Annotated in this window: 16 protein-coding genes and 1 tRNA gene; 15 read left to right on the top strand and 2 right to left on the bottom strand. The window is 54.4% G+C overall.

The window, feature by feature from the left end; all coding sequences use genetic code 11:
- Nucleotides 1-10: 10 nt before the first annotated feature.
- The 10 genes from O3S85_RS07045 (at nucleotide 11) to O3S85_RS07000 (ending at nucleotide 12,652) form a co-directional block, all read left to right on the top strand.
- Nucleotides 11-2,365, top strand: a complete 2,355-nt coding sequence (locus O3S85_RS07045; RefSeq protein ID WP_269539170.1) for a carboxy terminal-processing peptidase — start codon at nucleotides 11-13, stop codon at nucleotides 2,363-2,365.
- Nucleotides 2,366-2,425: 60 nt separating this feature from the next.
- Nucleotides 2,426-2,743 (top strand): STAS domain-containing protein, encoded by a 318-nt coding sequence (locus O3S85_RS07040; protein WP_269539169.1) that lies wholly within the window; start codon nucleotides 2,426-2,428, stop codon nucleotides 2,741-2,743.
- A gap of 151 nt (nucleotides 2,744-2,894) precedes the next feature.
- Nucleotides 2,895-4,169 carry a serine--tRNA ligase gene (gene serS / locus O3S85_RS07035; protein ID WP_269539168.1) on the top strand — a complete coding sequence of 425 codons (1,275 nt, stop codon included), beginning with the start codon at nucleotides 2,895-2,897 and terminating at the stop codon, nucleotides 4,167-4,169.
- 144 nt (nucleotides 4,170-4,313) lie between these two features.
- On the top strand, nucleotides 4,314-5,285 hold the full coding sequence (locus tag O3S85_RS07030) for a PstS family phosphate ABC transporter substrate-binding protein (protein WP_269539167.1): 972 nt from the start codon (nucleotides 4,314-4,316) through the stop codon (nucleotides 5,283-5,285).
- Between the two features lie 159 nt (nucleotides 5,286-5,444).
- The gene (locus O3S85_RS07025) at nucleotides 5,445-7,778 is read left to right on the top strand and encodes an ABC transporter permease subunit (RefSeq protein ID WP_269539166.1); all 2,334 of its coding nucleotides are present in this window, start codon (nucleotides 5,445-5,447) and stop codon (nucleotides 7,776-7,778) included.
- The gene (locus tag O3S85_RS07020) at nucleotides 7,778-9,760 is read left to right on the top strand and encodes a phosphate ABC transporter permease PstA (protein WP_269539165.1); all 1,983 of its coding nucleotides are present in this window, start codon (nucleotides 7,778-7,780) and stop codon (nucleotides 9,758-9,760) included. The genes O3S85_RS07025 and O3S85_RS07020 overlap by 1 nt, the downstream gene beginning before the upstream one ends.
- Nucleotides 9,761-9,766: 6 nt before the next feature.
- Nucleotides 9,767-10,579, top strand: a complete 813-nt coding sequence (gene pstB, locus O3S85_RS07015) for a phosphate ABC transporter ATP-binding protein PstB (RefSeq protein WP_269539164.1) — start codon at nucleotides 9,767-9,769, stop codon at nucleotides 10,577-10,579.
- A gap of 140 nt (nucleotides 10,580-10,719) precedes the next feature.
- Nucleotides 10,720-11,403, top strand: a complete 684-nt coding sequence (gene phoU / locus O3S85_RS07010; protein ID WP_269539162.1) for a phosphate signaling complex protein PhoU — start codon at nucleotides 10,720-10,722, stop codon at nucleotides 11,401-11,403.
- Between the two features lie 145 nt (nucleotides 11,404-11,548).
- On the top strand, nucleotides 11,549-12,502 hold the full coding sequence (locus tag O3S85_RS07005; protein ID WP_269539161.1) for a tRNA dihydrouridine synthase: 954 nt from the start codon (nucleotides 11,549-11,551) through the stop codon (nucleotides 12,500-12,502).
- 73 nt (nucleotides 12,503-12,575) lie between these two features.
- Nucleotides 12,576-12,652 (top strand) — tRNA-Ile (locus O3S85_RS07000).
- A 65-nt stretch (nucleotides 12,653-12,717) separates the two neighbouring features.
- On the opposite strand, the gene O3S85_RS06995 is transcribed toward O3S85_RS07000, so the two are convergent.
- On the bottom strand, nucleotides 12,718-13,905 hold the full coding sequence (locus O3S85_RS06995) for a retropepsin-like aspartic protease (RefSeq protein WP_269539159.1): 1,188 nt from the start codon (nucleotides 13,903-13,905) through the stop codon (nucleotides 12,718-12,720).
- Between the two features lie 42 nt (nucleotides 13,906-13,947).
- Nucleotides 13,948-14,475 (bottom strand): cysteine hydrolase family protein, encoded by a 528-nt coding sequence (locus tag O3S85_RS06990; protein WP_269539158.1) that lies wholly within the window; start codon nucleotides 14,473-14,475, stop codon nucleotides 13,948-13,950.
- Nucleotides 14,476-14,796: 321 nt separating this feature from the next.
- Between O3S85_RS06990 and O3S85_RS06985 the strand changes: the two genes are divergently transcribed.
- From O3S85_RS06985 to O3S85_RS06965, 5 genes are all read left to right on the top strand, one after another.
- Nucleotides 14,797-17,595: a carboxylesterase family protein gene (locus tag O3S85_RS06985; RefSeq protein WP_269539157.1), complete on the top strand. Its 2,799-nt coding sequence runs from the start codon at nucleotides 14,797-14,799 to the stop codon at nucleotides 17,593-17,595.
- Nucleotides 17,596-17,735: 140 nt separating this feature from the next.
- Nucleotides 17,736-18,608 carry a hypothetical protein gene (locus tag O3S85_RS06980; RefSeq protein ID WP_269539156.1) on the top strand — a complete coding sequence of 291 codons (873 nt, stop codon included), beginning with the start codon at nucleotides 17,736-17,738 and terminating at the stop codon, nucleotides 18,606-18,608.
- A gap of 171 nt (nucleotides 18,609-18,779) precedes the next feature.
- Nucleotides 18,780-21,908 (top strand): Ig-like domain-containing protein, encoded by a 3,129-nt coding sequence (locus O3S85_RS06975; protein WP_269539155.1) that lies wholly within the window; start codon nucleotides 18,780-18,782, stop codon nucleotides 21,906-21,908.
- A 38-nt stretch (nucleotides 21,909-21,946) separates the two neighbouring features.
- The gene (locus O3S85_RS06970) at nucleotides 21,947-25,555 is read left to right on the top strand and encodes a PKD domain-containing protein (protein ID WP_269539154.1); all 3,609 of its coding nucleotides are present in this window, start codon (nucleotides 21,947-21,949) and stop codon (nucleotides 25,553-25,555) included.
- 160 nt (nucleotides 25,556-25,715) lie between these two features.
- Nucleotides 25,716-26,804, top strand: coding sequence for a glycoside hydrolase family 172 protein (locus O3S85_RS06965; RefSeq protein ID WP_269539153.1), 1,089 nt, complete (start codon nucleotides 25,716-25,718; stop codon nucleotides 26,802-26,804).
- Nucleotides 26,805-26,863: the final 59 nt, after the last annotated feature.

The following is a 26,863-nucleotide window of genomic DNA, read 5'->3' as shown; positions in this document are numbered from 1 at the left end:
CTTTTTTCCCGTGAGTCACTTCAACCAAACCACCCTCCGCCGGGCGCTGATGCTCTTCAGCGCGACCATTCTACTGATCACTTCGCTCCACGCCGAGGCCGTGGACGTCAATAGCTTCCAGACCACGTCGACCATGCGCGACGAGACCAAGGAAGTCGTGAGCCGCCTCGAAAACAGCCATTATCTCGGCCAGGATATTTCTGAGATTGATCAGGCAGAGTTCATTGCGGACTACATGACCGACTGGGACAGCCAGCGCATGTTCTACCTGCAGACCGACTTGGCTGACTTCCAGCGCCGCTTTGCACCTAGCCTGGACAAGCTCCTCAGCAACGGCCGCCTGATGCCGGCGTTCGAGATTTTCCTCAAGTTCCGCACCAACGTGGAGAGCCGCATCGTGTGGATCCAAAATCGGATCAATGAGCCCTTTGACTTCGCCAGCGCCGCTACCTATGCGCCGGATCGCTCCGAGGCAGAGTGGCCCGCAAGCCTCACCGAGGCTAACCAGCTTTGGGAGCGCCGTCTGCAGTTTGAAATGCTCAACGAGCTCCTGGCCCTGCTGGAGCCGGGAACTGATTTGGACGATTTGCGCGAAATCAGCCCGGAGCTCGACAAGGTTGCCCCCGAAGGTCTCGAAGACCAGGGCATTGACAACAGCGATGCGCCCAAGTCGGTCGAAGAAGCCATGGCTGAGGCCCGTGAAAACCTCAACAAGCGCTATGATCGCCTGCTGAAGTGGGTGCAGGAGATCGAAGCCAGCGACGTCCAGGAAACTTTCCTTACCGCGCTGACTCACCAGTACGATCCGCACTCGACGTTTATGTCCGCGGACACACTGGAAGAATTTTCCATCGCCATGCGCAATTCCCTGGTGGGTATTGGCGCGGTGCTGTCCGATGACGACGGCTACTGCACGATCCGTGAGCTCCTGCCCGGGGGGCCGGCCGAGCGCAGCGGCAAGCTACAGCCCGAAGATCAGATTGTGGGCGTCGCCCAAGGCAAAGATGGCGAGATGGTCGACACCATCGGCATGAAGCTCAGCAAAATCGTTAAAATGATCCGCGGTAAGAAGGGCACCGAGGTGCGCCTGCGTATCCGCCCCGGCGATGGCGACCCATCCGTCCGCAAGGAGATCATTTTGGTCCGCGACGAAATCAAGCTCACCGCCAAGCTGGCCAAGGCCGAAGTTTTTGAAGTACCCGCCGGCGACCGCACGGTCACCATTGGCGTGATCGATTTGCCCGCGTTTTATGGCTCCGGCGAGCCCGGTTCCGGCTACAACAGCACCACCGAAGACGTGGAAGAGTTGATCGGCAAACTCAAGGACATGGGTGTCGAAGGCATCGTGCTCGACTTGCGCGCCAATGGCGGCGGTCTCCTCTCCGAGGCGATTCGCCTGACCGGCCTGTTCATCCCGGTTGGCCCCGTGGTGCAGGTGCGTGATTACGTCGGAAAGGTGCAGGAATTTTTGGACGACGACCCCAAAGTCGCCTGGAACGGCCCGCTGATGGTGCTCGTTTCCCGCTTCAGTGCCTCGGCTTCAGAGATTACTGCCGGTGCGTTGAAGAATCACCAGCGCGCATTGATCGTTGGTGACGAATTGACTCACGGCAAAGGCACCGTGCAGGCCGTGTTCGACATGAATCGCGGCGGTAACTGGTTCACTTCGCTCCGCCCCCGCAAGGGCGCGGCCAAGGTAACCGTGCAGAAATACTACCTGCCCGACGGTTCCTCCACGCAGATTGAGGGTGTCAAGTCGGACATCGTTCTGCCGTCCGTAAACCGCTACCTTGCGATTGGCGAGGGAGAGTTCGACCACGCGATGGAGTGGGATTCGATCAACTCGCTGGAGTGGGATTACGACAACTCGCACGTCGAGGGCTTCATGGTCAACCAAGCCATTGTCGATCAGCTCACCGACCGCAGCCAGTCGCGCCAGTCGTCACTGGAAGAGTTTACCTACCTGCAGGAGAACATTGACTGGGTGAAAAACCGCCAGGAGCAGAAGGAATTCTCGCTCAACCTGAACGAGCGCCGCGAACGCCGCGCCTCGGACAACGATTTCCGCGACAAAATGGAGGCCATGTATGACGCACTGGCCGAGAGCCTGAATTTCAGCTCAAACGAAGTCCTGCTCAGCGTTACCGAAGAGCAGAACCGCGAGCACGACGAGCTGATGGCCGCACAAGCTGAGGAGTTTGGCGACGACGTCGTGGCCGAGGCCGAAGAGGAAGAAGCCGCGAAGGCCACATTTGACATCCAGCTCCGCGAGAGCCTCCGCATCATGGCGGACTGGATCGCGATCAGCAAGGATGGCAGCTCGCAGGCGCTGGCTTCCACGCCCGCCGGTGAGCCGCGCAGCTAGAGAAGGCCAGATTTTCGATTGCCAACGCAGGCAGGCTGCCGCTAACTCTCACCCACTACTATGTCCACGGAGAACTTTTCTGTCGAAGCAACCGATTCCGGTTTGCTGTTTACCTTCACCGGCCAGTTGCACGCCGCGGCGTGTGGTGCCATGAACGACGACCTCATGGCGGCAGTCGAGGAAAACGACGGTCCCGTGGTGTTCGATCTCGGCGCGGTGACCTTTGTCGCGTCTTCTTTTTTGCGCACGGTGCTGACGGTTAACCGCACCAAGGCGAAGGATGGCTTCACGATTATCAACGTCCAGCCAGAGGTGAAGAAAGTCTTCAAAATGGCTGGTCTGTGGGACGCGCTTGGCATGTCCAAGACCAACAGCTAGAGCACTTTCCGCTCTATGGCGGATGTTTTGGGTGGGAAATTTTGCCCGCTTGCGGACGGCGTTGCTCAAGGTTTCCTAAAAAATTCTCTGTTCATTTGCGAGAAGCTCCCTATGAACGGTTGCTGGTCCTAAACACTGACCGGAAAATCCCATGATCGATCTAAAACTCCTCCGCGACCAACCCGAAGCTCTTCGCGAAGCCATCGCCAAGAAGAAATTCGACGTAAACTGGGACGAGCTCTACGCGCTCGACGACAAGCGCCGCGCCGCGATTGCCAAGGCTGAAACTCGCCGCGCCGAGCAAAAGGCCGCCAGTAAGAAGTTCGGCCAGATCAAGGACAAGAAGTCCGACGAAGCCCAGGCCGCGCTCAAGGACATGAAGGCCATGGCCGAGGAAGTGAAGACGCTGGAGGCCGACGCCGCCGAAGTCGAAGGTCAGTGGAAGGCGCTCTTTTTGCAGATCCCGAATGTCCCGCACGACAGCGTGCCGGTGGGCAAGACGGAGGAGGACAACGTTGTCGCCGCCGAGGTCGGCAGCCCAGCTGACGTTTCCCCGCACGCCCAGCCGCACTGGGACATCCCGTGGTTCAGCCAGGCGATTGACTTCGAGCGCGGCGTCAAGGCGACCGGTGCAGGTTTCCCCTTTTACGTGGGCGACATGGCGCGTTTCGTTCGCGCGCTGATCTCGTTCTTCCTGGATGAGGCGCACGCCAACGGCTACACCGAGGTGCTGCCGCCGCTGCTGGTCAACTCGGCCAGCGCCACCGCCACCGGCCAGCTGCCGGACAAGGAGGGGCAGATGTATCACGCGGTGAAGGACGATCTTTACCTGATCCCGACCGCCGAAGTGCCCGTCACGAATTTCTTCCGTGAGGAAACCTTCGAGGAGAAGGATCTGCCGGTCTACCGCTGCGGCTACACGCCTTGCTTCCGCCGTGAGGCCGGTAGCTGGGGCGCGCACGTGCGCGGTCTCAACCGCCTGCATCAGTTTGACAAGGTGGAGCTGGTCAAGTGGGTCCACCCGGACAATTCTTTTGACGAGCTGGAAAAGCTCCGTGGTGACGCCGAGGGCATCCTCAAGAAGCTCGGCCTGCCTTACCGTGTGCTGCTCATGTGCTCGGGGGATATCGGCTTCCCGCACGCCAAGCAGTATGACCTCGAAGTCTGGGCCGGCGGCCAAAAGCGCTGGCTGGAGGTCTCGTCCTGCTCGAACTTTACCGACTTCCAGGCGCGCCGCGCGGGCATCCGCTACCGTCCATCGGGCGGGGGCAAGGCCGAGATCGTGCACACGCTCAACGGCTCGGGCCTGGCGGTTCCGCGGGTGCTTGCGTCGTTGTTGGAGAACAACTTACAGGAAGACGGCTCGGTCCTCGTGCCGGATTGCCTGCAGAAGTGGTTCGGCTCGGATCGCCTCGGGCCGCTCTAATCAAGTTCTCATTAGAACCTTGGAGTAATTGGAGCCGATAGGCCCCAGACGTCATCAAACTGTAATCTTGATCGCTAAATTGTTACGCCTTTTTTGGGCATTTGCCTTGCCCCTGAGCTATAATCACTAGGGAATCTTTGCCTCATGAACCGATTTCTATCTTCACTCGCGATTGGACTGACCGCTGTTGTGGCCCCTTTGGCTAACGCCTCGGATCTGATTGATCCCGATTTGCCCTCCTATCAGAAGGTCAGCGGCGTGTCCGGCACCTTGAACTCCGTTGGCTCGGACACCCTGGCCAACATGATGACTTTGTGGACCGAGCAGTTCAATACGCTCTACCCGAACGTCAACACGCAGGTGGAGAGCAAGGGCTCCTCCACCGCGCCGCCCGCACTGATCGAGGGTGCCTCCCAGCTCGGCCCGATGAGCCGCATGATGAAGGCTGAGGAAATCGACAAGTTTGAGGCCAAGTTCGGCTATAAGCCCACGGCGGTGCCCGTCGCGCTCGACGCCCTGGCGGTTTTCGTCAACAAAGACAACCCCATCGACGGCCTCGACCTGACGGAAGTCGACGACATTTTCTCCAGCACCTACAAGCGTGGTGGCGGCCCGATCAATAACTGGGGTGACCTGGGCTTAACGGGTGACTGGGCCAGCCGCCCGATCAGCCTTTATGGCCGTAACAGCGCCTCCGGCACCTACGGCTTCTTCAAGAAGGTGGCCCTCGGCGGCGGTGACTACCGCTCGACTGTCAAGGAACAGCCCGGCTCATCCGCCGTGGTGCAGGGTGTGGCCAGCGATCTTTACAGCATCGGCTACTCCGGCATCGGCTACAAGACCTCCGGCGTGAAGGCCCTGTCTCTGGCTGATTCAGAAGTGGACGGCAAGCTCTACGAGCCGACCGCGGAAAACTGCCTCACGGGCGATTACCCGCTGGCGCGTCTGCTCTACGTCTACGTTAATAAGGCTCCCAACCAGCCGCTGGACCCGTTGACGCTGGAATTTGTTAAGTTTATCCTTTCCAAGCAGGGGCAGGAAGTGGTCGTGAAGGATGGCTACTATCCGCTGCCAGCCATGGCGGTTGAGTCGACCATTGCGGAGCTCACCAACTAATTGGAGAGCGGGTCAATTGCGGAAAGGCGAAGTTTCGATACTTCGCCTTTCTTATCGACATAGGCCGAATTGAAACAGTTGTGTTACGAAAGTCACTTAAGGGTTGAGCCAAACGCAATACAGCCTAACACGCCTGACTTCGCTCTTTAATTAGACAAGATGCCCAACAAATCTGCAGCACCCGATCCTGAGCGCTTCGAAGTATCGAAGGGCACGCTGCGGCTGGATACGTTCATGACGCACTTCATCAAGGTGGGGGGCGTCGGCATTATCCTGGCGGTGTTTGCGATATTTATCTTTATCGCTGCCCAGGTCATGCCGCTGTTTCAGTCGGCTGAGGTCCACCAGCAGGCCGTGATCGATACTGGCGTGGCAGATTTCGAGATTATCGGCGTCGATGAGTGGGGTGAGCTGCCTTTTGTGGTCAATCTGGCCGACGGCTCGTTCACGTTCATCGACATTGAGCGCAAAGAAGGGCTGGAGCCGGTCATCGGCCCGCGTGGCATTTACAACGAAAAGCCCAACTACGGCGAAGACATCACCTTTACCTCCGCGCTTTATCACCACCAGACCGAAGAGGTGATCTTTGGCACGAGCGATGGGCGCTACACGCTGGTGCAGGTCGAATATACGCCGGAATTTGACGACTACAGCAACCGCACGATCAACGCTAAGCTCAACGCGGATAAGATATTCTCGCTCGGTAAGGGGCTTGGTGCCGTGCGCAGCATCGACTCCTACGCAGCGGACAAAGACCGCCTGGTCGCGGCCCTGGTCGAGGGCGATGGCGGGTTGGAAGTCCGCGTGACCTCTTTTAATCGCAAAAAGACTCCGTTTGGCGTCGGGCCGTGGAAGCTGGCCGACGAATTCAACCTCACCGAGCAGGTGCAGGGAGTGCCGCGCAAGGTGCTCGTGACAGGGCAGGGCAATGGCGTCCTCGTTTCGACCCGTGAAGGCAGCGTGTATTTCTTCAATTTCTCGCGCGGCGAAGTCAGCCTGCGTCAGGTTTTCCAACCCTTTGGTGAAGAGGGGATTGGATCGATGGACTGGCTGCTGGGCAACGAGTCGCTGGTCTTTACCTCGGACGACGGAGACAACGTGATCTACGCGCAATACCTGCCCGAGGCGACCGAGGAACAACTGGCCGCCGATGAACGCCCGGAGCGCCAGTTTGCGGAAATCAACAGCTTCCCGAAGCTTCAGGGCGCAGCCGATATCTACTCGCACAGCATGCGTAACCGCGCCTTCCTGCTCGCCAGCGGGAGCGAGGCGTCTATTCGCTACGGCACCACGGGCTCCATCCGCTGGCAGAAGTCGCTCGATTTCACGCCCAAGGCGGGCATCCTCGGTTCGCGTTACGAAACCATGCTCCTGGCTGACGACGCCGGTAGCCTGCATTTTTACTCAATCCATGACCCGCACCCCGAGGCGAGCATGAGCGCGTTCTTCGGCAAGATCTGGTATGAGGGCCAGGACGAGCCAAAGTATATTTACCAGTCCTCGGCGGCGGACGCCTCTACGGAGCCGAAGTTTTCGATGGTTCCGCTGATTTTCGGGACGTTCAAAGGCACGCTGTATGCCATGATTTTTGCCGTGCCGATCGCGATTCTGGCGGCGCTTTACACCTCGCAATTTCTTAAGCCGGAATACAAGAAAGTCGTCAAGCCGACCATGGAAATCATGGCCTCGCTGCCGTCGGTGGTATTGGGCTTCCTGGGCGCGCTCTGGCTGGCTCCGATCTTGGATACGCGCTACCCGTCGGTGCTGATGATCCTGCTCATGGTTCCGGCGACGGCGCTCATCATTGGCTACGCCTTTGGCGCGCTGCCGCAGCGCTACCGCATCTATTTGAAGCCGGGGCAGGAGTTCCTGGTATTTATCCCGCTACTGCTGATCGTCGCCTACACGGGCTGGACGCTTGGGCCGATTGTGGAAAACGCGATCTTCGTTTACCGGGACGCCGCGACGGGCCAGGAAATCGCGGATTTCCGCCTCTGGTGGCCGCAGGCGTTTGATGTGCCTTACGACCAGCGCAATTCGGTCGTGATCGGTTTCATGATGGGCTTTGCAGTGATTCCGATCATCTTCACGATTGCCGAGGATGCGATGTCCAACGTGCCGCAGTTCCTCACCTCTGCCTCGCTCGCCCTGGGTGCCAGCCGCTGGCAGACTGCCGCACGCGTCGTGCTGCCTACTGCGTCTCCGGGGATGTTCTCGGCGATGATGATTGGCTTTGGCCGCGCCGTGGGCGAGACGATGATCGTCGTGATGGCTACCGGCAACACGCCGATCATGGAGTGGAACATCTTCAACGGCATGCGCACGCTCTCGGCCAACATCGCGGTGGAGCTGCCCGAAGCGCCCAAGGAGTCCACGCACTTCCGCATCCTGTTCTTCGGTGCGTTGCTGCTTTTCCTGATGACTTTCCTCGTGAACACCGTGGCCGAAGTGGCCCGCGTCCGCCTCCGCAACCGCTATAAAACCGTCGGATAATGAGCAGCACGAATCCAGGTTTTGATAAAAAGATGCGCCCCGCTGGCGAGATGTATGTCTGGTTGTGCGGCATGGGCTTGGCCGCGGGTATTATCATGGTTCTCGGGCTGCTGTGGATCATCATTGCCAATGGCGTCGAGGTTTTCTGGCCGCGCACGGTTTACGAAATTAAGTTTAAAGACGGTTCGGTGGTCGCGGCCTCCATCGTCGAAGACCGCGAAAAGAAAGTCGCGGAAGAAGGCGGCGAAATTAAGCACGAGTATAAGCTGTTTACCGGCAATAAGGACGTGAGCGCGCAGTTCCGCTACGTGGACCACGACTCCATCGAGTCCATGGAAGTCGCGGATGGCATTTGGATGGCCGACCGCGAAGGTAGCGGTAAGGCGGTCTTTTACCCGATTGAGCTGGTGCTGACTGATGGCACCACGATCAGCGCCGACAGCCCGGACTTTATGCCGGAGATGCAGCGCCTCATCGACGAGGCCGAGAAAGCGCGCCACGAGGCAGAGGAAATCGACCGCGGCCCGATTCGTGATTACGCCGCGAAGAATAAAAAGCTGACCTTCGAAATCCGCCTGCTGCAGAACAATAATCTGGAGCAACGTAAAGAGCTCCAGGCGATGGACGAAATTTACTCACGCATGATCATGCTCGATGATTCGGCGGCTGACGCGCGTCAGGATTTTCAGACACAGTATGATGAGTTTGCCGCGCGCGGTGGGCCCTTTGCCGAGTTGAAGGACATCCATGCGCGATCCACGGCTCTGCGCGCAGAATACCAGCACTACTTCGACGAGAGTGACGCGCTCAAGGCATCGATTAACAACGGCACGCTGCGCTACCAGGTAGTCGGCGGTCCGGAGCGTGAATACGTCTCCGGTCAAATGCTGAAGGTTTACCAGCCCAATGAATTCAGTGCGATCGACAAGGTGCTGTTTTTCATCACGCACTTTTGGCTGTTTGTCAGTGAAGAGCCGCGTGAAGGGGCGACCGAAGGCGGTATCTTCCCGGCGATTTTCGGCACTTTCGTGATGACGGTTTTGATGTCTGCTGCGGTGATGCCGTTTGGCGTGCTGGCGGCGATTTACCTGCGCGAATACGCGGCCCAGGGCCTCTTTACGCAGGCCGTTCGCATCGCGGTGAACAACTTGGCTGGCGTGCCGTCGATTGTTTACGGGGTGTTTGGCCTGGGCTTCTTTATCTACGGTATGGGTAGCTGGATCGATAGCGGTGCCGAAGACCCGATGGCTGTGGCCTTGTGGATCGTATGGCTGGTCGTGGCGCTGGTGATCCTGGGCTTCGTGATCGTTCTCGCACAGGAGCATATTTGGAGAACGGTTTCGTGGATGCCCGATAAGCCGCGCCAACAAGCGGTGTCGTTCTTGTCCATCATCTTCATCATCATTCTGGGTTGCCTGATTTATTACAGTCCGTTCTTCCACGGATTCTTTGCTGACCGCGCGATGCTCAACGAGCCTACCTTCGGCTCCGGTGGCGTGCTTTGGGCCTCGCTGACTCTGGCGCTGATGACGGTGCCGGTGGTCGTCGTGGCAACCGAAGAAGCGCTGGCTGCCGTGCCGCGCGGCGTGCGCGAAGCCTCCCTGGCTTGCGGTGCCTCGAAGTGGCAGACCATTCAGCGCATCGTTATGCCGGCTTCGGCCTCGGGTATCCTGACGGGCTTGATCCTGGCCATGGCGCGTGGCGCGGGCGAGGTGGCCCCGCTGATGCTGGTGGGCGTCATTAACGCCGTGGACGAGCTACCCATCGATGGCACGTATCCCTTCTTCCATTTCGAGCGCAAGTTCGAGCACATGGGTTTCCACATTTACCACCTGGGCTTCCAGTCTCCTGACTCCGAGGCGGCCAAGCCAATGGTGTTCGCAACGACGTTCCTGCTGATCCTGCTGGTCGTCGTTCTCAACCTGGGCGCGATTTTGATTCGCGACCATCTCCGCAAAAAATACGCTACCGGAACTTTCTAATTCGCCATGGCCAACGTCACACCATCCGAACAAACCACCACCGAACATGGCGCGCCTTCGCCCGATGAGAAATACATCGAGGTGAAAAACTTTTCGTTCTGGTATGGCTCGTCGCAAGTGATTTTCGACCAGTCGTTCGCCATGCCGAAGCAGAAGGTCACGGCGTTTATCGGGCCATCGGGTTGTGGTAAATCCACGCTCCTGCGCTGCTTCAACCGCATGAACGACCTCATCGACGGCATTAAGCACGATGGGGACATCACCGTGGGCGGCGAAAGCATTTTTGACCCGATGCTGGAGGTGATCTCCCTGCGCAAGCGGGTGGGCATGGTCTTCCAAAAATACAATCCGTTCCCAAAGTCGATTTACGAAAACATCGTCTACAGCCTCCGCGTTGCTGGCCGCAACAAGAAGAGCGAGCTGGACGAAGTCGTGGAGCGCAGCTTACGCAATGCGGCCCTGTGGGAAGAGGTGAAAGACCGCCTGCAGGACAGCGCGCTCGGCCTCTCCGGTGGTCAGATGCAGCGCCTGTGCATCGCCCGCGCGATTGCCAACCAGCCGGAAATTTTGCTGATGGACGAGCCCTGCTCGGCGCTGGACCCTGTCGCCACCGGTAAGATCGAGGAGCTGATCCACCAGCTCAAGCGTCAGTTTACGATCGTCATCGTTACGCACAACATGCAGCAGGCCGCCCGCGTGAGCGATCGCACGGCCTTCTTCTATCTGGGCAAGCTGATCGAATACGATGAGACACAAAAAATCTTCATGAACCCTGAGAATCCGCAGACCGAGGATTATGTGTCCGGTCGTTTCGGTTAATCAGCGATTCTTGGTGCTCACCGTCTTTTTTCCGTATAGGAATACGGAACAATTGAGGTAGATTATCGGATTATTGTTGTGAAGTTATCCGATGTAGCTTAAGCTACAAAATATCCACTCCTTTTAACTCCCCCTTCAGCATGCAACATTTTTACGAAAGCGAACTCGAAGACATCCGCCGCAAACTCGTCCTGATGGGCGAAAAGTGTATGGATATCTCGCGCTTGGCGCTTAAGTCATTGGAGGACAACGACCTGAGCATCGCTCAGCGCGTTTTGGGGATGGATGACGAGATTGACGAGTTGGAGCTACAAATCGACGCCGAGGCTGTGCGCTACCTGAGCCTGCGCGCGCCGGTGGCTACCGATGTCCGCATGCTGACCATTTGTATGAAGGGCTGCCACGACTTGGAGCGCGTGGGGGACGAGGCATCGTCCATTGCCAAGCGCGTGCGTCGTCTGGCCCGGCAAGGTAGGCCGATTGGCGACTTGGCCGGTATTCCGCAGATGACTGACATGGTGGTGGAGCTACTCCGCAAGAGCATCGATTGCTTCGTAAACGAAGACTACGATTTGGCGCTCAGCTTGCCCGAACTTGACCGCAAGGTGGATGACCTCAATCGCGCGAATTTCGACATGCTGATGAGCCGTTCCGCCGACGACGGGAACTATGTGTCCATTGGCGTGGAGCTGATTTTCATCTCCAAGAGCTTGGAGCGCATTGGTGACCACGCCGTGAATCTCGGCGAGGAAGTTGCCTACCTGATCAAGGCCAAGGACATTCGCCACTCCGATCTCGTGCGCCGCGCACCGGAACGCCAGTAAGATTTTCATTGGCGGACTTGGGTGATCAATTTTCAATGCGGGCTAAACCTGTTTGAATATTGATTACTGACCATTGAGCACGGAAAAATCCAGTCACACGTTACCTTGGGTGGGCCCGGGGAAAATGCCGTTATTTCTGGCACCGATGGCGCGCTTTACCGACAGCGCGTTTCGACAACTGTGCAAAGAGCAGGGGGCCGATGTGATGACCACGGAGTTCGTGATGGCCGAGAGCCTGCTGCGGACGGAAAAGGCGTGGCGCAACGTAGACTTTACCGAAGAGCAGCGGCCAATGGGCGTGCAGATTTTCGGCTCGATGCCGGATCGGATGGCCGCCGCCGCCCGCGCGATTGCCGATCGCGTGAAGCCGGACTTTATTGATATTAACTGCGGTTGTCCGGCCAGTCGGGTGACGGATATAAACGCCGGCTCCTCGCTGCTCAAGGACCCGCCGATGCTGGAAAAAATCACCCGCGCCTGCGTCAATGCTGTGCCAGAGCTACCCATAACGGTGAAGATTCGCGCGGGCTGGGACCACGAGCAAATCGTGGCGTTGGAGGTCGGGCAGCGCGTGCAGGATGCCGGTGGAGCGCTGTTGGCGATCCATGGCCGCACCAAAGAACAAGGCTATCGTGGTAATGCGGACTGGGCGCTGATTAACGAAGTGGCCGCCGCAATTGACATACCCGTAGTGGGCAACGGCGGCGTGCAGACCTGCGCCGATGTCGCGGCGCTGAGCAAGGATTCGCCGGTGAGTGGCATTATGATCGGCCGTGCCGCCTTGGGCTACCCCTGGCTGTTCGCCGAGATCAAGCACTACCTGGAAACCGGTGAAATCCCGCCACCACCACCGGCCGAAGAGCGTTGGCAGACTATTTTCCGCTTCGTGGAGCTGCTCTACGCCGGTCCTTATGCGGACAAGGATCGCGGGGATGTTGGCTGGTTGCGCGCCAAAGTAAAAGCGCTGACCAAAGACATGCCACTGGGCCGAAAGCTGCGCCCGATCATCGACGGCATGACGCACGTCGATGAGCTGCCCGTCATCGCTGAGCGCCACTTGGCCGAGGTCGCCGAGCGCATTCCGGGCATCGCTTCATAGTCACGTTTGCTACAAGGCCGCGATCTAGGCTTGCCATCACAATCTGACTTATCATTGTCTGCAACTTTGCTTGGGGCCTGTAGCTCAGTCGGTTAGAGCAGGGGACTCATAATCCCTTGGTCCTCGGTTCAAGTCCGAGTGGGCCCACCAAGTAATGAAGCGGGATTTTACCCATGCTGAGTCGTTATGAAGATGGACGCTCTAAGCTGGGTTCATCAATTAGAGAGCAAGTTTAGCTTTTCGTCTAGTGTGGTGCTTTGGCCTTGCCAACTAACACGAATCTTATCTTCTCCCATCATTTTGATGAATCTTTTTATCGAGTCGCTGGTGGTGATGCATGCTTCTCCATTGAGGCTAGTTAGCTTGTCTCCCGCGCGTAAGCCTGCCTGTTGAGCCGGAGAATCGTCCCATACCGCAGCTACATTCACTGATTCGTCGAATGATAAGGTAAATCCAAATGTCGAGTGCGAGAATGGTGCATTGGAGAATTTATAGAAAAATGCATCACCATTATTTATGTCTAAAGTTATGACATAGTTATCCAGGATTCGGGCACCGATTAGACTGGGAGAAATCTCTCTGCGTATTGCCTCAACGCGACCAAGATCAAGGTCAGCAATAGAGAACGAAGACAGCTCAAGCATGAGTAGATTCTGTGCCGTTGCTTGACCGCCAAGTGAAGCTCCGGGAGATCCGAAGCCGCTGATAGTTCGACCGATTGCTTTTGATGCCTTTGCTCCTTGGAAATCAGCTGGTGAAATCGAGAAGTAGGTTGGGGAGCCTGTGTCTAGCATCGCCTTGCTTCTTGCGTTTTCGGAAAAGTGTACGTCCAGGATCGGTGTGTATGGGTAGCCAAAATGATGGAGTTGGACGCGGTGGGATTTTGAGACGTGCGGCAGGTCTGAAGCTTTCGCGGCGAAGCGGATGGTGCGGCTGGTGGGATCTATTTGCCAAGCGCCCAGAGGTAGTATGTCCGAGCCAAGAACTCCATCGCCTATTAACGACTGAGTTGCGTGTGACGCGGAAAAGTCGGCCACAAACATTGGCAATTTGTTAATCTCCATATCGCCAATCTTTAGGTTGCCCTGAGATATTTTACTTTCGATGACGGCTCCGTGAGCATCGATCCCGCTGGATTTTCCAACGAGGCTCATGCCTGTTTCATCTACGATCGTTGAGTCGATCATCGAAGGGGAGCCGGTGTCGAACACCAGTTTCCTCGGCTGGCCGCCGATTTCGACAACAACATATATCTTTGTACCAAGCTCTGAGTATGGTATTGAAAATGCAGCTGGATCTTCGCGGATGGATGGGCCTTCTGTGACCCAACTTGGCGGGGACGTTTGCCCGAATAGGTGGCTAGCAAGGGATAACATCACAATGGTTGCCAGCGATGCTTTCATTTTTTAAAGAACTGGGCTAAGGCAGATCGTGTTACTAAATTACTAGCCTTCCGATCCTGCGTGGATCTTAGCGCCAGCTGTGAGCAATTCTTCTAATCGTTTCTCCCGGTTTTTACACTGGTATGAGGCGACTCCATCCCGAAGTACGGACACAGAATATCCACGGTTGATCGCTGCGATCGCAGAAGTTTTTATGCAGTATTCCAAGGCAAGTCCGCTTAAGATGATTTCCTCAACGTGGTTTGCTTGAAGCCATTCAGTGAGGTCCTTACTCGAAAAGATGTCTTTGTTGCTTTTGGTGAAGCAGTTTGTAATTCCCGGATTTAATCTGGCGTCTAGCTCGGCTCCGTGGGTGCCGGGCTTTACACTGTTTTTGGTCAAAATTCGTATGATTGGATTCGACCATTGAGTAATGACTGCTGCGCTCAGTTCCTGCTGAGCGTTGCGACGAGCTACGGCGCGGTTTATCGATTCTATGACTTGCTCCATTTGTTCGATGCAGGCGGGTAGCTTGCCGTCCTTTCTCGTGAAGTCGTTTTGTAGATCGATAATGAGTAGCGCGGATCTCATCTTAAATACTGTTAATGGTAGGATGTTAAAGGTGCGATGGAGGTCGTCTTTTTGATGTAATAAAATTCCTGATCAAGTCTTAGCTGAAGTATTCTTGTTCGAGCAATTTAATAGATGGCTTAGCCGGTACTGGCATTGTTCAAGGGCGGCCTTGATTGCGCTATGGGGATTGGCAGTCATTTTGATTGTTCAAATGATCGAATGCAAGGTGGGGTTGCCGTAGGGCGAGGAGTCGAGCTATTCGGTTGAGCATAGCGTGGACAGGCATTGGAAATTCATTCTTTCGGCTAACTGCGCTTACAACCTCAACCCCACTCTCGTATGAAACTCTCATCTTTGACGAATAGCATTCGTTGGCTGCCAGTGGCTGCCAGCATCGCTTTATTGCACCATCATGGCTATGCGGCCAACCCGCTTGATTTTGAAGTGCACAGCCTCGATTACAATGCCGACGGTGTCGTCGATCTTCCTGGTCGCCTTCTTGTGCCGACAAACTACGACCCGAATCAGTCCTATCCATTGGTGGTTTTCTACCATGGCCAACAAGAAGGAGGAACGGACAACGTCATACACGTGCAGAAACCAAATATCGACAACCTTGTCGCTAATGCCAAATCGCGTGACTTCTTTCTTTATGCGCCGCAAGGGCCCGCAAATGTAAGCTCATGGAGCATCCCGAACATTGATTATTCAATGATCATGGCGATGAATGCTGCTCGTGAATACAATATCGACCGCAAGCAAATTTATGTAACCGGCTTGTCGCTTGGCGGGGGAGCTGCCTGGACTGCGATTTCGCGCTACACTGAAGGATTGGCAGGTGCGGTGCCGATCGCAGGCATACAAGGCAAGCAGATGGATAACGCACGGCTGGTCGGTAAGCCAATTTGGGCGTATCATGTGGAGAACGATCCACAAGTCTGGACGGGCTTTACCCGTGGGCACATCAATGACATTCGTAACGCTGACGGAAAAAGTGCTTTGAATTTCCCGCTCAATGCTGATCCCAACGATCCATATTATTCTGACGGATCGCCCTACTACAGCGATGGGTCCACTTACTACGAGGAAGACAGTTTACACTACAGTGAGTACGAGGGCAATTATCATGGCGGATGGGGAGCTGCTTACAATGAACCGCACCTTTATGATTGGCTGTTGGCGCAAGTCTCTTCGCCAGATGTGACCGTTGGCGATACATTCCTTTTCGATTTTGGTAACGTTCAAGTGAGCGTGCCGGATACGAACGGAAATACATGGAATAGCACCTACAAAAATTTGTTTAAAGTAGAAGGCGTGGCTTTGCCATTTGCGAAAAAGACCAATGGCGATAGCAGCCATGTTTGTATCGAAGTGTCCGCCATTTTTCCCACTCACATGACCAATGGTTCAGCGACGGGCATTCCCTACGATAACAAGATCGGTACGGACGGCTGGATTACCGAAATCGATGCAACCGACACGACTGATTTCGGGCAGCTTACCCTGAGCGGATTGATCCCTGGTGCCGAGTATTCTTTGGACATCTTCGCGACGAATCCCAATGGCGATGGTGGTCGCGGGCGCATGTCTCGTTATGAGGTTGGCACGGATACGCGCGACCTTCAAGTGCATCAGAATGTAGCCAACATCGCTACCTTTGCGTCGGTGACGGCTGATGCTGACGGAGAAATCTCAATCAAGGTCTATCCAACACCGGGCAGTGGCTCACGCTATGGGCAGATTAACACGCTGGAGATGGCTCTGGTTTCGTTGCCAACGGGACCGACTCCAGGACATTTCGAAGTTTACAGTTTTGATCACCGCAACGATGGAAACATTGATTTGCCCGGACAGTTGTATGTCCCCTCGGGTTACGACGAAAACACACTTTGGCCCATGGTGATTTACCTTCATGGTGATAATGAACGCGGAGTAGACAATGTTGCCCAGATCAATGCCAAACTTGATGGCCTGATTGCGAATGCCGATAGCGAAGGCTTCTTTATCTATGCTCCGCAGTTGTCAGATTCATTAGGCAGCTGGAACTCAAGCGAAATTGACAAGGTTGTTCGGGTCGCTGCAGATATCACCCGCTACTACACTATTGATTTTAGCAAAATCTCTTTAACCGGTGTAGAAATCGGCGGTGGCGGCGTTTGGAACGCATTCTCAAGATATGCAGAAGCCTTTGCTGCGGCGATGCCAGTGTGTGGCGATACCAGCGGGGCCACTGTATATGCTGATATCGTTGGCCTGTCGATTTGGGCATTCCATTCAGAAGGCGATTCCGTCGTGCCCGTTTGGAATCCACGCAGCGCTGTAAATTGGATTCGTGCGGAGGCAGGTAAAAGTTCGCTTTCGTTCCCTCTGGATAGTGATCCTAACGATCCTTACTACAGTGATGGCTCGCCTTACTATTCCGATGGTTCCACTTACTACGAAGAGGATGGTTTGCGTTACTCGGAGTTTAATTCCAATGCGCATGATATTTGGACGCAGGTTTATGCCGACGCGAACACCTATGCATGGCTCTTGTCGCAATCTACTGCGGATCAGGACCTTTTGCCGACGGAGTTGATGCTGTTCGATTTTGGTAACGCGCAGGTGTTATCTAATGACAGTCAAGGCCGCTACTGGAATAGCACGGACAAGCACTACTACGAAACCTACGGCACGGCTCTGCCATTTGCCGGGACGATTACTGGCCGCCACACTGCTGTTTCTGTAAACGTCGATGGTTTATTCGAATCACATATGACTAATGGCGTAGCCAGCGGAACGCCGTATGATAACAACATTGCGTCGGACGGTTGGCTGACTGCGGTAAACGCCACTCAAACGGCAGGCTTCGGTGAGCTGGCAGTGTCTGGGTTAGTTCCAGGCGGCGTGTATCGCTTAGAGATCTTTGCGACCAATCCGAGCAGTGATAATAATCGCGGGCGCATGAGCCGCTATGAGGTCGGATCGGCAACGGCTGACCTTGAGGTCTACAATAACTCTACTGGTACCGCAGTGCTCAACAATTGCGTCGCTGACGCGTTTGGAGAGGTCCGCATCAAAGTCTATCCGACGCCAGGTACGACTTCCCGTTTCGGCCAAATTAATGTTCTGGAGCTTTCGGCTGTTTCGCTGCCATAGCGCTCGAAAATCAGAGGCTGGATGCCAATGCGCCAGCCTTATTCAACAGCTCGAATTGGGCTCCTGATTGCAAAAACCACTTATATTTTAGAGCCTTAAAATGATCAATTTGAAACGCTTAACCCCTCAACACATTACTAATGAAAATATCTAATTACGCACTCGGTATATCACTCACTGTGTTTGCTACGGCAGCGAACGCTCAATTTGCCATTTATGACGGCTTTGAGACCCCTGGCGACTACACGGCGGACACAAACGTGACCACCCAGACTGGTGGTGGCTCAGGCGATTGGGGCGGCTCAAGTTGGACTCTTGTGACCGGCAGCACGGGAACGTCGGATCCTAAATTTAATACCGTAACTTCTTCGCTGAACTACTCAAGTGGTGGCAACTCGTTGGTTACTACTCCAGGGTCTCTTTACAAGGCACCGGGGGCAAACCGTATCATCGGACGTGATTTTGATAAGACCATTTACGATTCAACGTTCAGCAATTCCAGCACGGAATTGTGGTTTAGCGTAGTCTTTGCAATGGAAGCTACTACCGATGTATTTTTCCGTGCGGTTAGTAGAGACACGGTCATTAATGGCCCTGGCTTCAGTGTGACCGATGGCAGTCTTCAGGCAGTCTTCAATAGTGGCACAAGCACTGGCTCGGTATCGCTGACCCAAGGGGAAACCTATTTTATCCTGGGGCGTCTGCAGCAAGGTGTTGGCACAAATGGTGACGATGTTTTGGATATCTGGGTGAACCCTGATTTGGCGATTGCTCCAATCGCTTCGGGCGACCTTAGCCGTGAGCAGAACTTTAACCTCACGGAAGCCGCCATTAGTCGCTCCATTATACAGAGCCGAAACAATGACTCCTTGAATATCGACGAGTTCCGCATGGGCTCGACTTTCGATTCAGTGACACCGTTTACCACTGTTCCTGAGCCGACTACTTTTGCACTCATTACCGGCATGTTCATGCTGACTGGTGCCTTGGTCATTCGCCATCGTCGCGGATAACTTTAGCTTGAGTGCCGGACCTTGGTAGACGCCATGGTCCGGCTCTGCTGATCAGGCTTTAACCGCCTTATGGTTGGGCGGCGTTAAATGGATCAGGCGTTGAGGCGCGTTTGCCCTACAGCAGGGCGGAGCCTTGTCTAAATAAATTAATCGGCGTGTTCCTGCTGCGATATGGATACCCCCCTAAAAAATCTTCCTCGGTCATTGTTCTCTCCGATTCGTGCGACTGCTCGAGTGTTGCTTTACGGTTCGCTTCTGCTTGGGATAACCAGAACCGAGGCCGTTACAACGGGCATTTCGGCGGACGCTGATGCGACGACGAAAGATTTTATAACGGGCATCATTCAGGGGAGTGACCCGAACAGTAACACCGATGACCTGCCTTACCGATTATTCGTCCCAACGCATTATGACCCGGCTAAGAAATATCCGTTAGTGTATTTCTTCCACGGACAAGGCGAGTATGGCACGAATAATCAATCGCAGCTAGACGGGATTCCAGATCCGCTGGTGTTTGTCACGGCGGAGAATCGTGAAAAACACCCAGCATTCATGCTGGCCCCGCAGACTCCGGTAAAGACATGGGTGGACGCACTGAGACGTGAACAGAAAGAGGAGCTGCTTCAGCAAATACTGAGTGAGTATAACATCGACCCGGATCGCATCTACGTAACGGGCATTTCGCTGGGCGGCAATTCCACTTGGGACTTCGTAAACCGAAACTCAGGTCAAATCGCAGCCATGGTGCCAGTGTGCGGGTGGGGTCCCAATCACAATATTCAAGGCATTCCGGTTTGGGCGTTGCATGCCGGTAATGATCGAGTGATCGACCCAACGGCAGGCAATGGCACAGATGCCAACATTCAGGAAACGCGAAACAATGGAGACCGCGCGATTTACACGCGTTATGACGAAGGTGGTCACGCAATATGGAGTGAAGCTTACGCGACGCCGCCCTTGGTCGACTGGATGTTTTCACAGCGGCGCGGACAGCAGTCGATGACGCTTCCTTTTGTGGAGATGACGTTGGTTCGCGTCGGTGCCACGTTGAGTGCGGAAGGTTTTATCCGCGACAGCAGCCTGCAGACTACGCAGGTTAGCTGGGAGAGCGATGCGGAAAGCAGTGGCATTGCGACGGGAACCGATACCTGGACTGTGAGTGATGTGCCACTGCGAAGTGGGGACAATCTAATCAATATCATCGCGTCCGGTACTGATTTCGCGCCTGGTTTGGCGGGTGGTAGCACTACCTTCAATGCGCCGATTGTGGTCAATGATTTCTCGGTGCCGTCAGGCGATGAAACACCGCCTATGCTGACCATCGCTACGCCGGTAGCCACCGATGGCGGTTATTTAACTACCTTGGACAGTATTACAATCAGTGGAACCGCGTCAGATAATGTCGGCGTGACGAATGTCGTGTGGTCGTCTGATCGTGGCTTTTCCGGTTCGGGAGTCGGAACCTCCTCATGGACGGCCAATGATATACCGCTCCTAAGCGGCGTGAATTTCATCACGATCACTGTTTTTGATAATGCAGGCAACTATGCGCAGGCTTTTCTGCGGGTTTGGCAAAATGAGCCACCTGCGCCGCAGGATGATACATTGGCCACTTACCAAGATGTGGCGGTAGATTTACCGGTTTTGCTCAATGACAGTGATCCGGACGAGAGTCCTACTATCGTTCGTTTGCTTTCAGTGGATGCGCCGCAGCATGGGCAGGCGCGCCTTTATGATGGCGTCATTCGTTACCGCCCGGATCCTGGCTTTAGCGGTGAGGACTCCTTCACTTACACCGTGACGGACGGATTCGAAAACGCGACGGCGGCAGTGTCGGTGATTGTCGGCGATGCTTATCCCGCACCTCAAACAGCTTTATTCGCCCAAGACTTTGACGCCTCATCGCTGCTTGGCGACTACTACGATGCGTCAGCTCCCAATGGTGGTCAGTGGAATAATATTGGCGCTAATGCTGATGGAGGCAACTGGAGCATTGATAACGGCGTTCTTAAGCTGGTGCGCGCAAACAGCACATCCAGTGCGAATGGGGCAGGGCTAATGCGTTGGACAGATCTTAGCCCTACGCCGCAAGTCATACGGATGACGTTTGACGTTGGCTTCCTCAATACGCCCAACGTAAAGAATACGCTGGCCCACATCGATATCGGTAGCTTCGGCGATGAAATAGTGGGCTACAATGCGGACACGCCATCCTATCAACGATCGGCCCGCCTGGAAATTGCGGGTAACACGACGGGGCGTTTTCGCTTTGGCATCGAGGGAGACCGCCGGGGGGACTATCCATCGGACGGCTCTCTGCAAACGGTTTCCTGGTACGTAAATACCACCTCCGAGGCTGCGCCTTTCATCGACCCCAATGGCGTTGTGCGTACGATCGATGCGGGTTCTCAAAGCTTGTTCGTGGGCGTCGAGCCATTGATCGAAAATGTGAGCCGACGTTATCCCAACACCTCTCCGGTGGACATGCGATTGCGTGTCGCGGTGGGCGGCGATTTTACCATGTTGCTTGATAACTTCACGATCAGTCACGTCGAATCGCTACCGGATAACTTGGCTCCGGTGGTGGATGCGGGAGCGGCTCAAACTGTCGCATTCGGGGTTGGCGTTTCGCTGACTGGAACCGTGGATGATGATGGTCTGCCTTTGTATTCCGTGCCCGAGACTTTGTGGAGCAAAGTTAGCGGTCCGGGAAGTGTTGTTTTTGCAGATCCTGCAGCCGCAGTGACGACGGCTACTTTCTCCGAGACCGGTGAGTATGAATTGAGATTGCTGGCGAACGATGGCGAGCTGAGTGGCAGTGATTCGGTGACGATCATCGTTGAGAACAATGATCCATACAACGATTGGCAAGGAGAGCACTTTACTGAACAAGAACTGGGCGATCCTGCAATAAGCAGTGATGAGGCAGATCCCGATAGCGATGGCCTATCCAACCTGATTGAATATGCGTTGGGGCACGACCCCAAGGAACCTTCAGCAGTAAGCCGTCCTGCGGCGGCATTCGATGGGGCTCATCTCAGTTTTCTTTTTAAGCGAATACCCGCGCGCACAGATCTGATTTACGAGGTAATTGCCGCTGATGGCCTTAGCGGGCCCTGGACGGTTATTGCCCGTAGCGTGGGAGGCGCTCCGTTTTTGGATGTCGATGGCGGAACGGAATCGATTGCCGAAACTGGCTCCGAGGTAATTAGCGTTTCGGTCGTCGACGCCACGCCAATCAGCATATCGCCCAGTGGCCGTTTTATGCGGCTACGGATCATTCGCAATGACGGACCTTGAGCTTTATTTTAACTAACCCCACAACCCGATACCCCACTATGAATTCGATCCTCAAAACCATTACGACTTGTATGTCGCTGGCCTGCGGGGCCTCCTCCGTGTTAGCTTACACGGAGTACTCTGGAACCATGAATGACTTCATGGGAATTAATATCCACTCCGTGCTGTGGAAGGATTATTATAAAGACATCGACGATCCCAGCATCGGGTTTTCTCACACCGATATCAGCCAGGCATTCAAATGGGCGCGTAACTATCAGCGTTGGGATCAGTTTGAGCCGGAGAATGACGACTATCAATGGATGAGTAAAGATGGCGGTCGTATTTTTTACTTCGACGAGTACTACCGCTTACTGAACGAAGACGGCGTCAACTTAGTCGTGGTCCCAATGGATCCTCCATTATGGGTCGGTAGTAGCATTCAGTTGCCAATTGATAATGGCACGGGCGAAGAACCTAATCATTACCGTGAGCGCGCTGAGTATGTTGCTCAGATGGCGGCGCGTTATGGCCCAACCGGCGGACTTTCTGCGTCTCGTCTTGAGACATCGGACAAGGTTCAAGGACTGGACTATGTCCGTTATTTTGAGGATCACAATGAGCCCAATCAGGACTGGCGAGAGGATATCTGGCCGGCTGATTACTACGGACAGTATCTAAATGCTTTTCATGACGGACGGGGCGTAATTCGCGATGGGTCCATGCCGATCGCGGGCGTCAAGCAGGGGGACCCGAATGCGTTTCACGTGGCCGGTGGACTAAACAATAATGGTATCGACGATACTTTTCTGGAGATGATGTTTCTCTCGGCTGGTCGCCAAGCATTCGACATTATTAACATCCACACTTATTGCCGCAATACTCACCTCTACCCGGCAAATACGTGGCCCTGGCCTCCAGAAGCCAAAGGAACTTCGCCCGAATACTATATTATCGAAAGTGGACTGGAAGAGATTCAGCAGACGATAGAGTGGCGTGACGCAAACCTGCCGGGAACACCCGTTTGGGTAACTGAATTTGGTTGGGATACTTTCGAAAAACCGGATGGTACGCATTCCACGAATTATGCGCCGGAGGTGTCTCAGGCGAATTACATCATGCGGACATTTCCGCTGTTCAAGAAGATCGGTGTCGATAAGGCGTTTCTCTTCTATGACTTTGATCCGAATTCGACGAGTCCCAAGATGTTTTCCAGCTCAGGGATTTTTAAAGACAAAACGCTTGGGCATGAATCGAAGCCCTCGTATTTTTATATGACTGCTATGTCGCAGGCCATTGGTGAGTATGCTTATGATGGTGCCCACTTTTTTGGTCAGGGCGATCCAGAGATTTACGCTTACTTGTTTTCCAAGTCAGACACAGACGTCGTGTTGATGATCTGGTGCCGTGAGCGTGATACGCTTTTTGATAACGGAACCACGACCACTAATTATACACTGGCGGTTCCCTACGTTGAAGATTGCGAGCTCATCACGCCTACAGATGACATCATTGGCGGTGTCGCGTCGGTATTAAATGTGTCCCAAGCTGGGCAGTCGGGAGCTTCCGTAACGATCCCATTGTTGAGTGAAACGCCAGTATTCCTAAAACTGAGCGGAACGCAAAACATCCGCCCCAACCTGGCACCTGAAGTCAGTGCTGGGAAGGATTTCGAAATGCAGCTACCAGCGACAGCTTGCACGGTTACTTGTGAGGCGAGCGACGCGGATGGAAGCATCGCGGCATACCAATGGACTCAATTATCCGGGCCTTCGGCAACGATTCAGCAGCCTGCGAGTGCTGCGACACAGCTGAGTAATCTATCAGCAGGTGACTATGTTTTTCAGGTTGAAGCTACTGACAATGACGGTGCCACGGTGCGTGATGTCGTGGCTTTCTCGGTCACGAATCGAACGACTTACTTATCCAGTCGTTTTGCGGTTCCTGGCCTGATTGAAGCGGAAGACTACGATGACGGTGGTGAAGGCATTACCTACCACGATACAACGACGGGAAATAGTAAGGGCGAGTATCGACTGGACGACGACGTCGACATCAACAAATTCTCCAGTGGTGGGCACTACATTACTGACGTAGTGGCTGGTGAATGGGTGGACTATTCGGTGACCGTTGTCGAGAGCGGATTATATTCCATGAATCTTCGAATCGCTGCTTACAATGACGATCGACGAGTAAAAGTCCTGATGGATGGTGTCACCGTCTCCGGAATGATGCAGGTCATTCAAACCGGGGATTGGGATGTGTTCGCCGATAACGTCGCCGCGCCGGTAAACCTAACCGCCGGCGACCACGTGATGCGTGTTTATTTTGACACAAGCGGCGTTGTTCTGGACTCCATCGATATACAACCGTATGATGATGGCTCCTCAGTCGACGGTTACCTGAGCCTGTCCAATACGGCTTCTGGCTGGCAAACACTGCGGATCTTTTATGAAAATAATTGGTTGGATGATGTGGATGTGCTCGCCGGTGGTAATCAGTTTCTGGAGCTTTACTTGACTGATGAGTCGTCTGGTCTCACCGCGGATTGGACCAAGCTGAAAGTTGCGCTGGAAGACACCAGTCAAACGCTCGCAGAACTAACCATTGGCAATTACGAAACGAACATTGGCGTTAACTGGACGCTGGTGCAAATTCCGCTGACTGACTTTGCGGCTTTGGGAGTGGATTTGAATCACATACGTTTCGTTGCCATTAACTCAGCCGGTGCCAATGCGTTCGACATTGGAGTGGACGAAATCATTTTCAGCGGTGGCAGTGATCCCTTCGTTTGGATGGGTGAGACTCATCCGATCAATCCGGTGTCAAACAGTAACATCTCGCATACCTTTGAGACGACTGGTGGCGTTGGCTGGTTGCCGCCTTACAATGAGCCGCCCTTTGTCGATGCGGGTGTCGACGTGATAATCAGACCATTGGCAGACAGCTATACTTTCGTTAGCAACGTCTACGATATTGATGGTTATGTGACTAGCTACGAATGGACTCAGTTAAGTGGTCCGAATCTCGTGCAAGCAACGGGAATTTATGGTCCGGACTTGTCGGTAGAGCTGGATACCTTTGGCACGTATGAGTTCCGCCTCACTGCCACAGATGATAGTGGAAAAACATGTGAGGACGATGTAACACTAATCTATGAGGATACCGGTGGGTATCTTTCTATTGACCACAATGCGGCCAATTGGCGCACCTTCTCCATCCTTTATGATGTGGAGAGGTTGCCGAAGGACGTCCTTGGCGCATCGCCTTCCAATACCGACATTGAGTTCTATTTAAAGTGCTTCGATCTTACTTATCCGATTGATTGGACGCGCCTAAAAATTGAGCTGGCAGATGCCTCTGCGGTAAAGATTGCCGTTCCGGTGTCGAATTATGAAACTACTATCGACGGACAGTGGGTGAAAGTAACGATACCGCTGAGTGACTTTGGTGCTGTTGACTTAAGCCAGTTGTTGAAGGTCACCTTGATCTCGGCAAACGCGGGGCCATTCTATTCTTTGGGCATTGATGAAATGCGGTTTGTTGGTGGTGCCACCCCGGTGCTCTGGTATGGCGATGATCACCCCGAAGTCGATCTAAGCGCGATTCCCGCAGAGATGACTGTAATCAACACGGTTAGCGATGGGTTTGTGCAGCCAGCTCCTTAAGCCGTAGCCACTTTATTTATTGGTTGTTTGGGCAGGGTGCTCAATTGGTTGAATAAGGGTTGCCGTTGATGTGGTTAATCTTGCGGGATTAGCTCAGCGGCAACCCTGTATTCATCTGTTTGAATACACACGACAGTTTAAATACCAACTGATTGAAGCGATGAATTTACCTTTTAATGGTTTGAGTAACAACTTGGCGACCCTGCCAACCCTTTCAGATGCGCTCAGTCGCTCAATTACCCCGGAAAATCCCACTGGGGAGCCCGGCAAAGGCGGTATGTCTGAGCCGCAGCAGTGGTCCGCTCATTTGGGTAAGGGCTGGAAATGTCGCCCGAATGTTCCGCTGCCCGCTGGTAGCACTGTCGTGCTTGCGGACGTTGAAGGCCCGGGCGCGATTCAACAAATCTGGATGACGCCCACTGGGCCATGGCGTATGCTGATCTTGCGGGTGTATTACGATGATTGCCCCAACCCCGCCATTGAGTGCCCCCTCGGAGATTTCTTTGCATCGCCGTTTGGTGCCGTGGATCGTTTTGCTCAAGTAAGCTCGCAACCGGTATGTGTTAATCCCGGGTCTGCGATGAATTGCTTTTGGACGATGCCATTCAAGCGTCGTTTGCGGATGACGATTGAAAACCTGGACGACGAAGATCGCGTATTGTTCTATCAAATCAACTATGCTCTGGCCGAAGTCGCGTCAGATGCTGCCTATCTGCATGCCCAGTTTCGCAGGGTGAATCCGCTGCCGCGCATGGAGACACATACTATCCTCGATGGCGTGCATGGACGGGGGCATTACGTAGGAACGGTGATCGGCTGGGGGTCCAATACCAACGGCTGGTGGGGCGAGGGAGAAGTGAAATTCTACCTGGATGATGACGACGCATACCCGACGATTTGTGGGACTGGCACCGAAGATTATTTCCTCGGCTCATATAATTTCGAGAACCAGAAACTAAAGTGCTACGTGCCGTTCACTACGGCCTATGCTGGTATGCCCCATGTGTGGAGTCCGGACGGGCTCTATCAGTCGCAGCAACGTTTTGGGCTCTACCGTTGGCACATCACCGACCCAATTCGTTTCCGTAATCGCATTCGTGTCACGATCCAGGCTTTGGGGTGGGAGAATCAGCGCGCCCGTTATCGCTGTTTAAGCGATGATATTTCGTCCGTTGCTTTTTGGTATCAAGATGGTGAAACGCCAGTATATCCGGCATTGCCGGATCGCGATGCTTTGAGCGTCGATTGATCTTTCCACTTGGTGAATCTTTCTTGAGTAAAGGGCTCAATAACTTAATCTAGTGGCTC

Source organism: Cerasicoccus sp. TK19100 (genome assembly GCF_027257155.1).
GTDB classification, from domain to species: domain Bacteria; phylum Verrucomicrobiota; class Verrucomicrobiia; order Opitutales; family Cerasicoccaceae; genus Cerasicoccus; species Cerasicoccus fimbriatus.
This window is presented reverse-complemented; position numbering and strand designations above follow the sequence as displayed.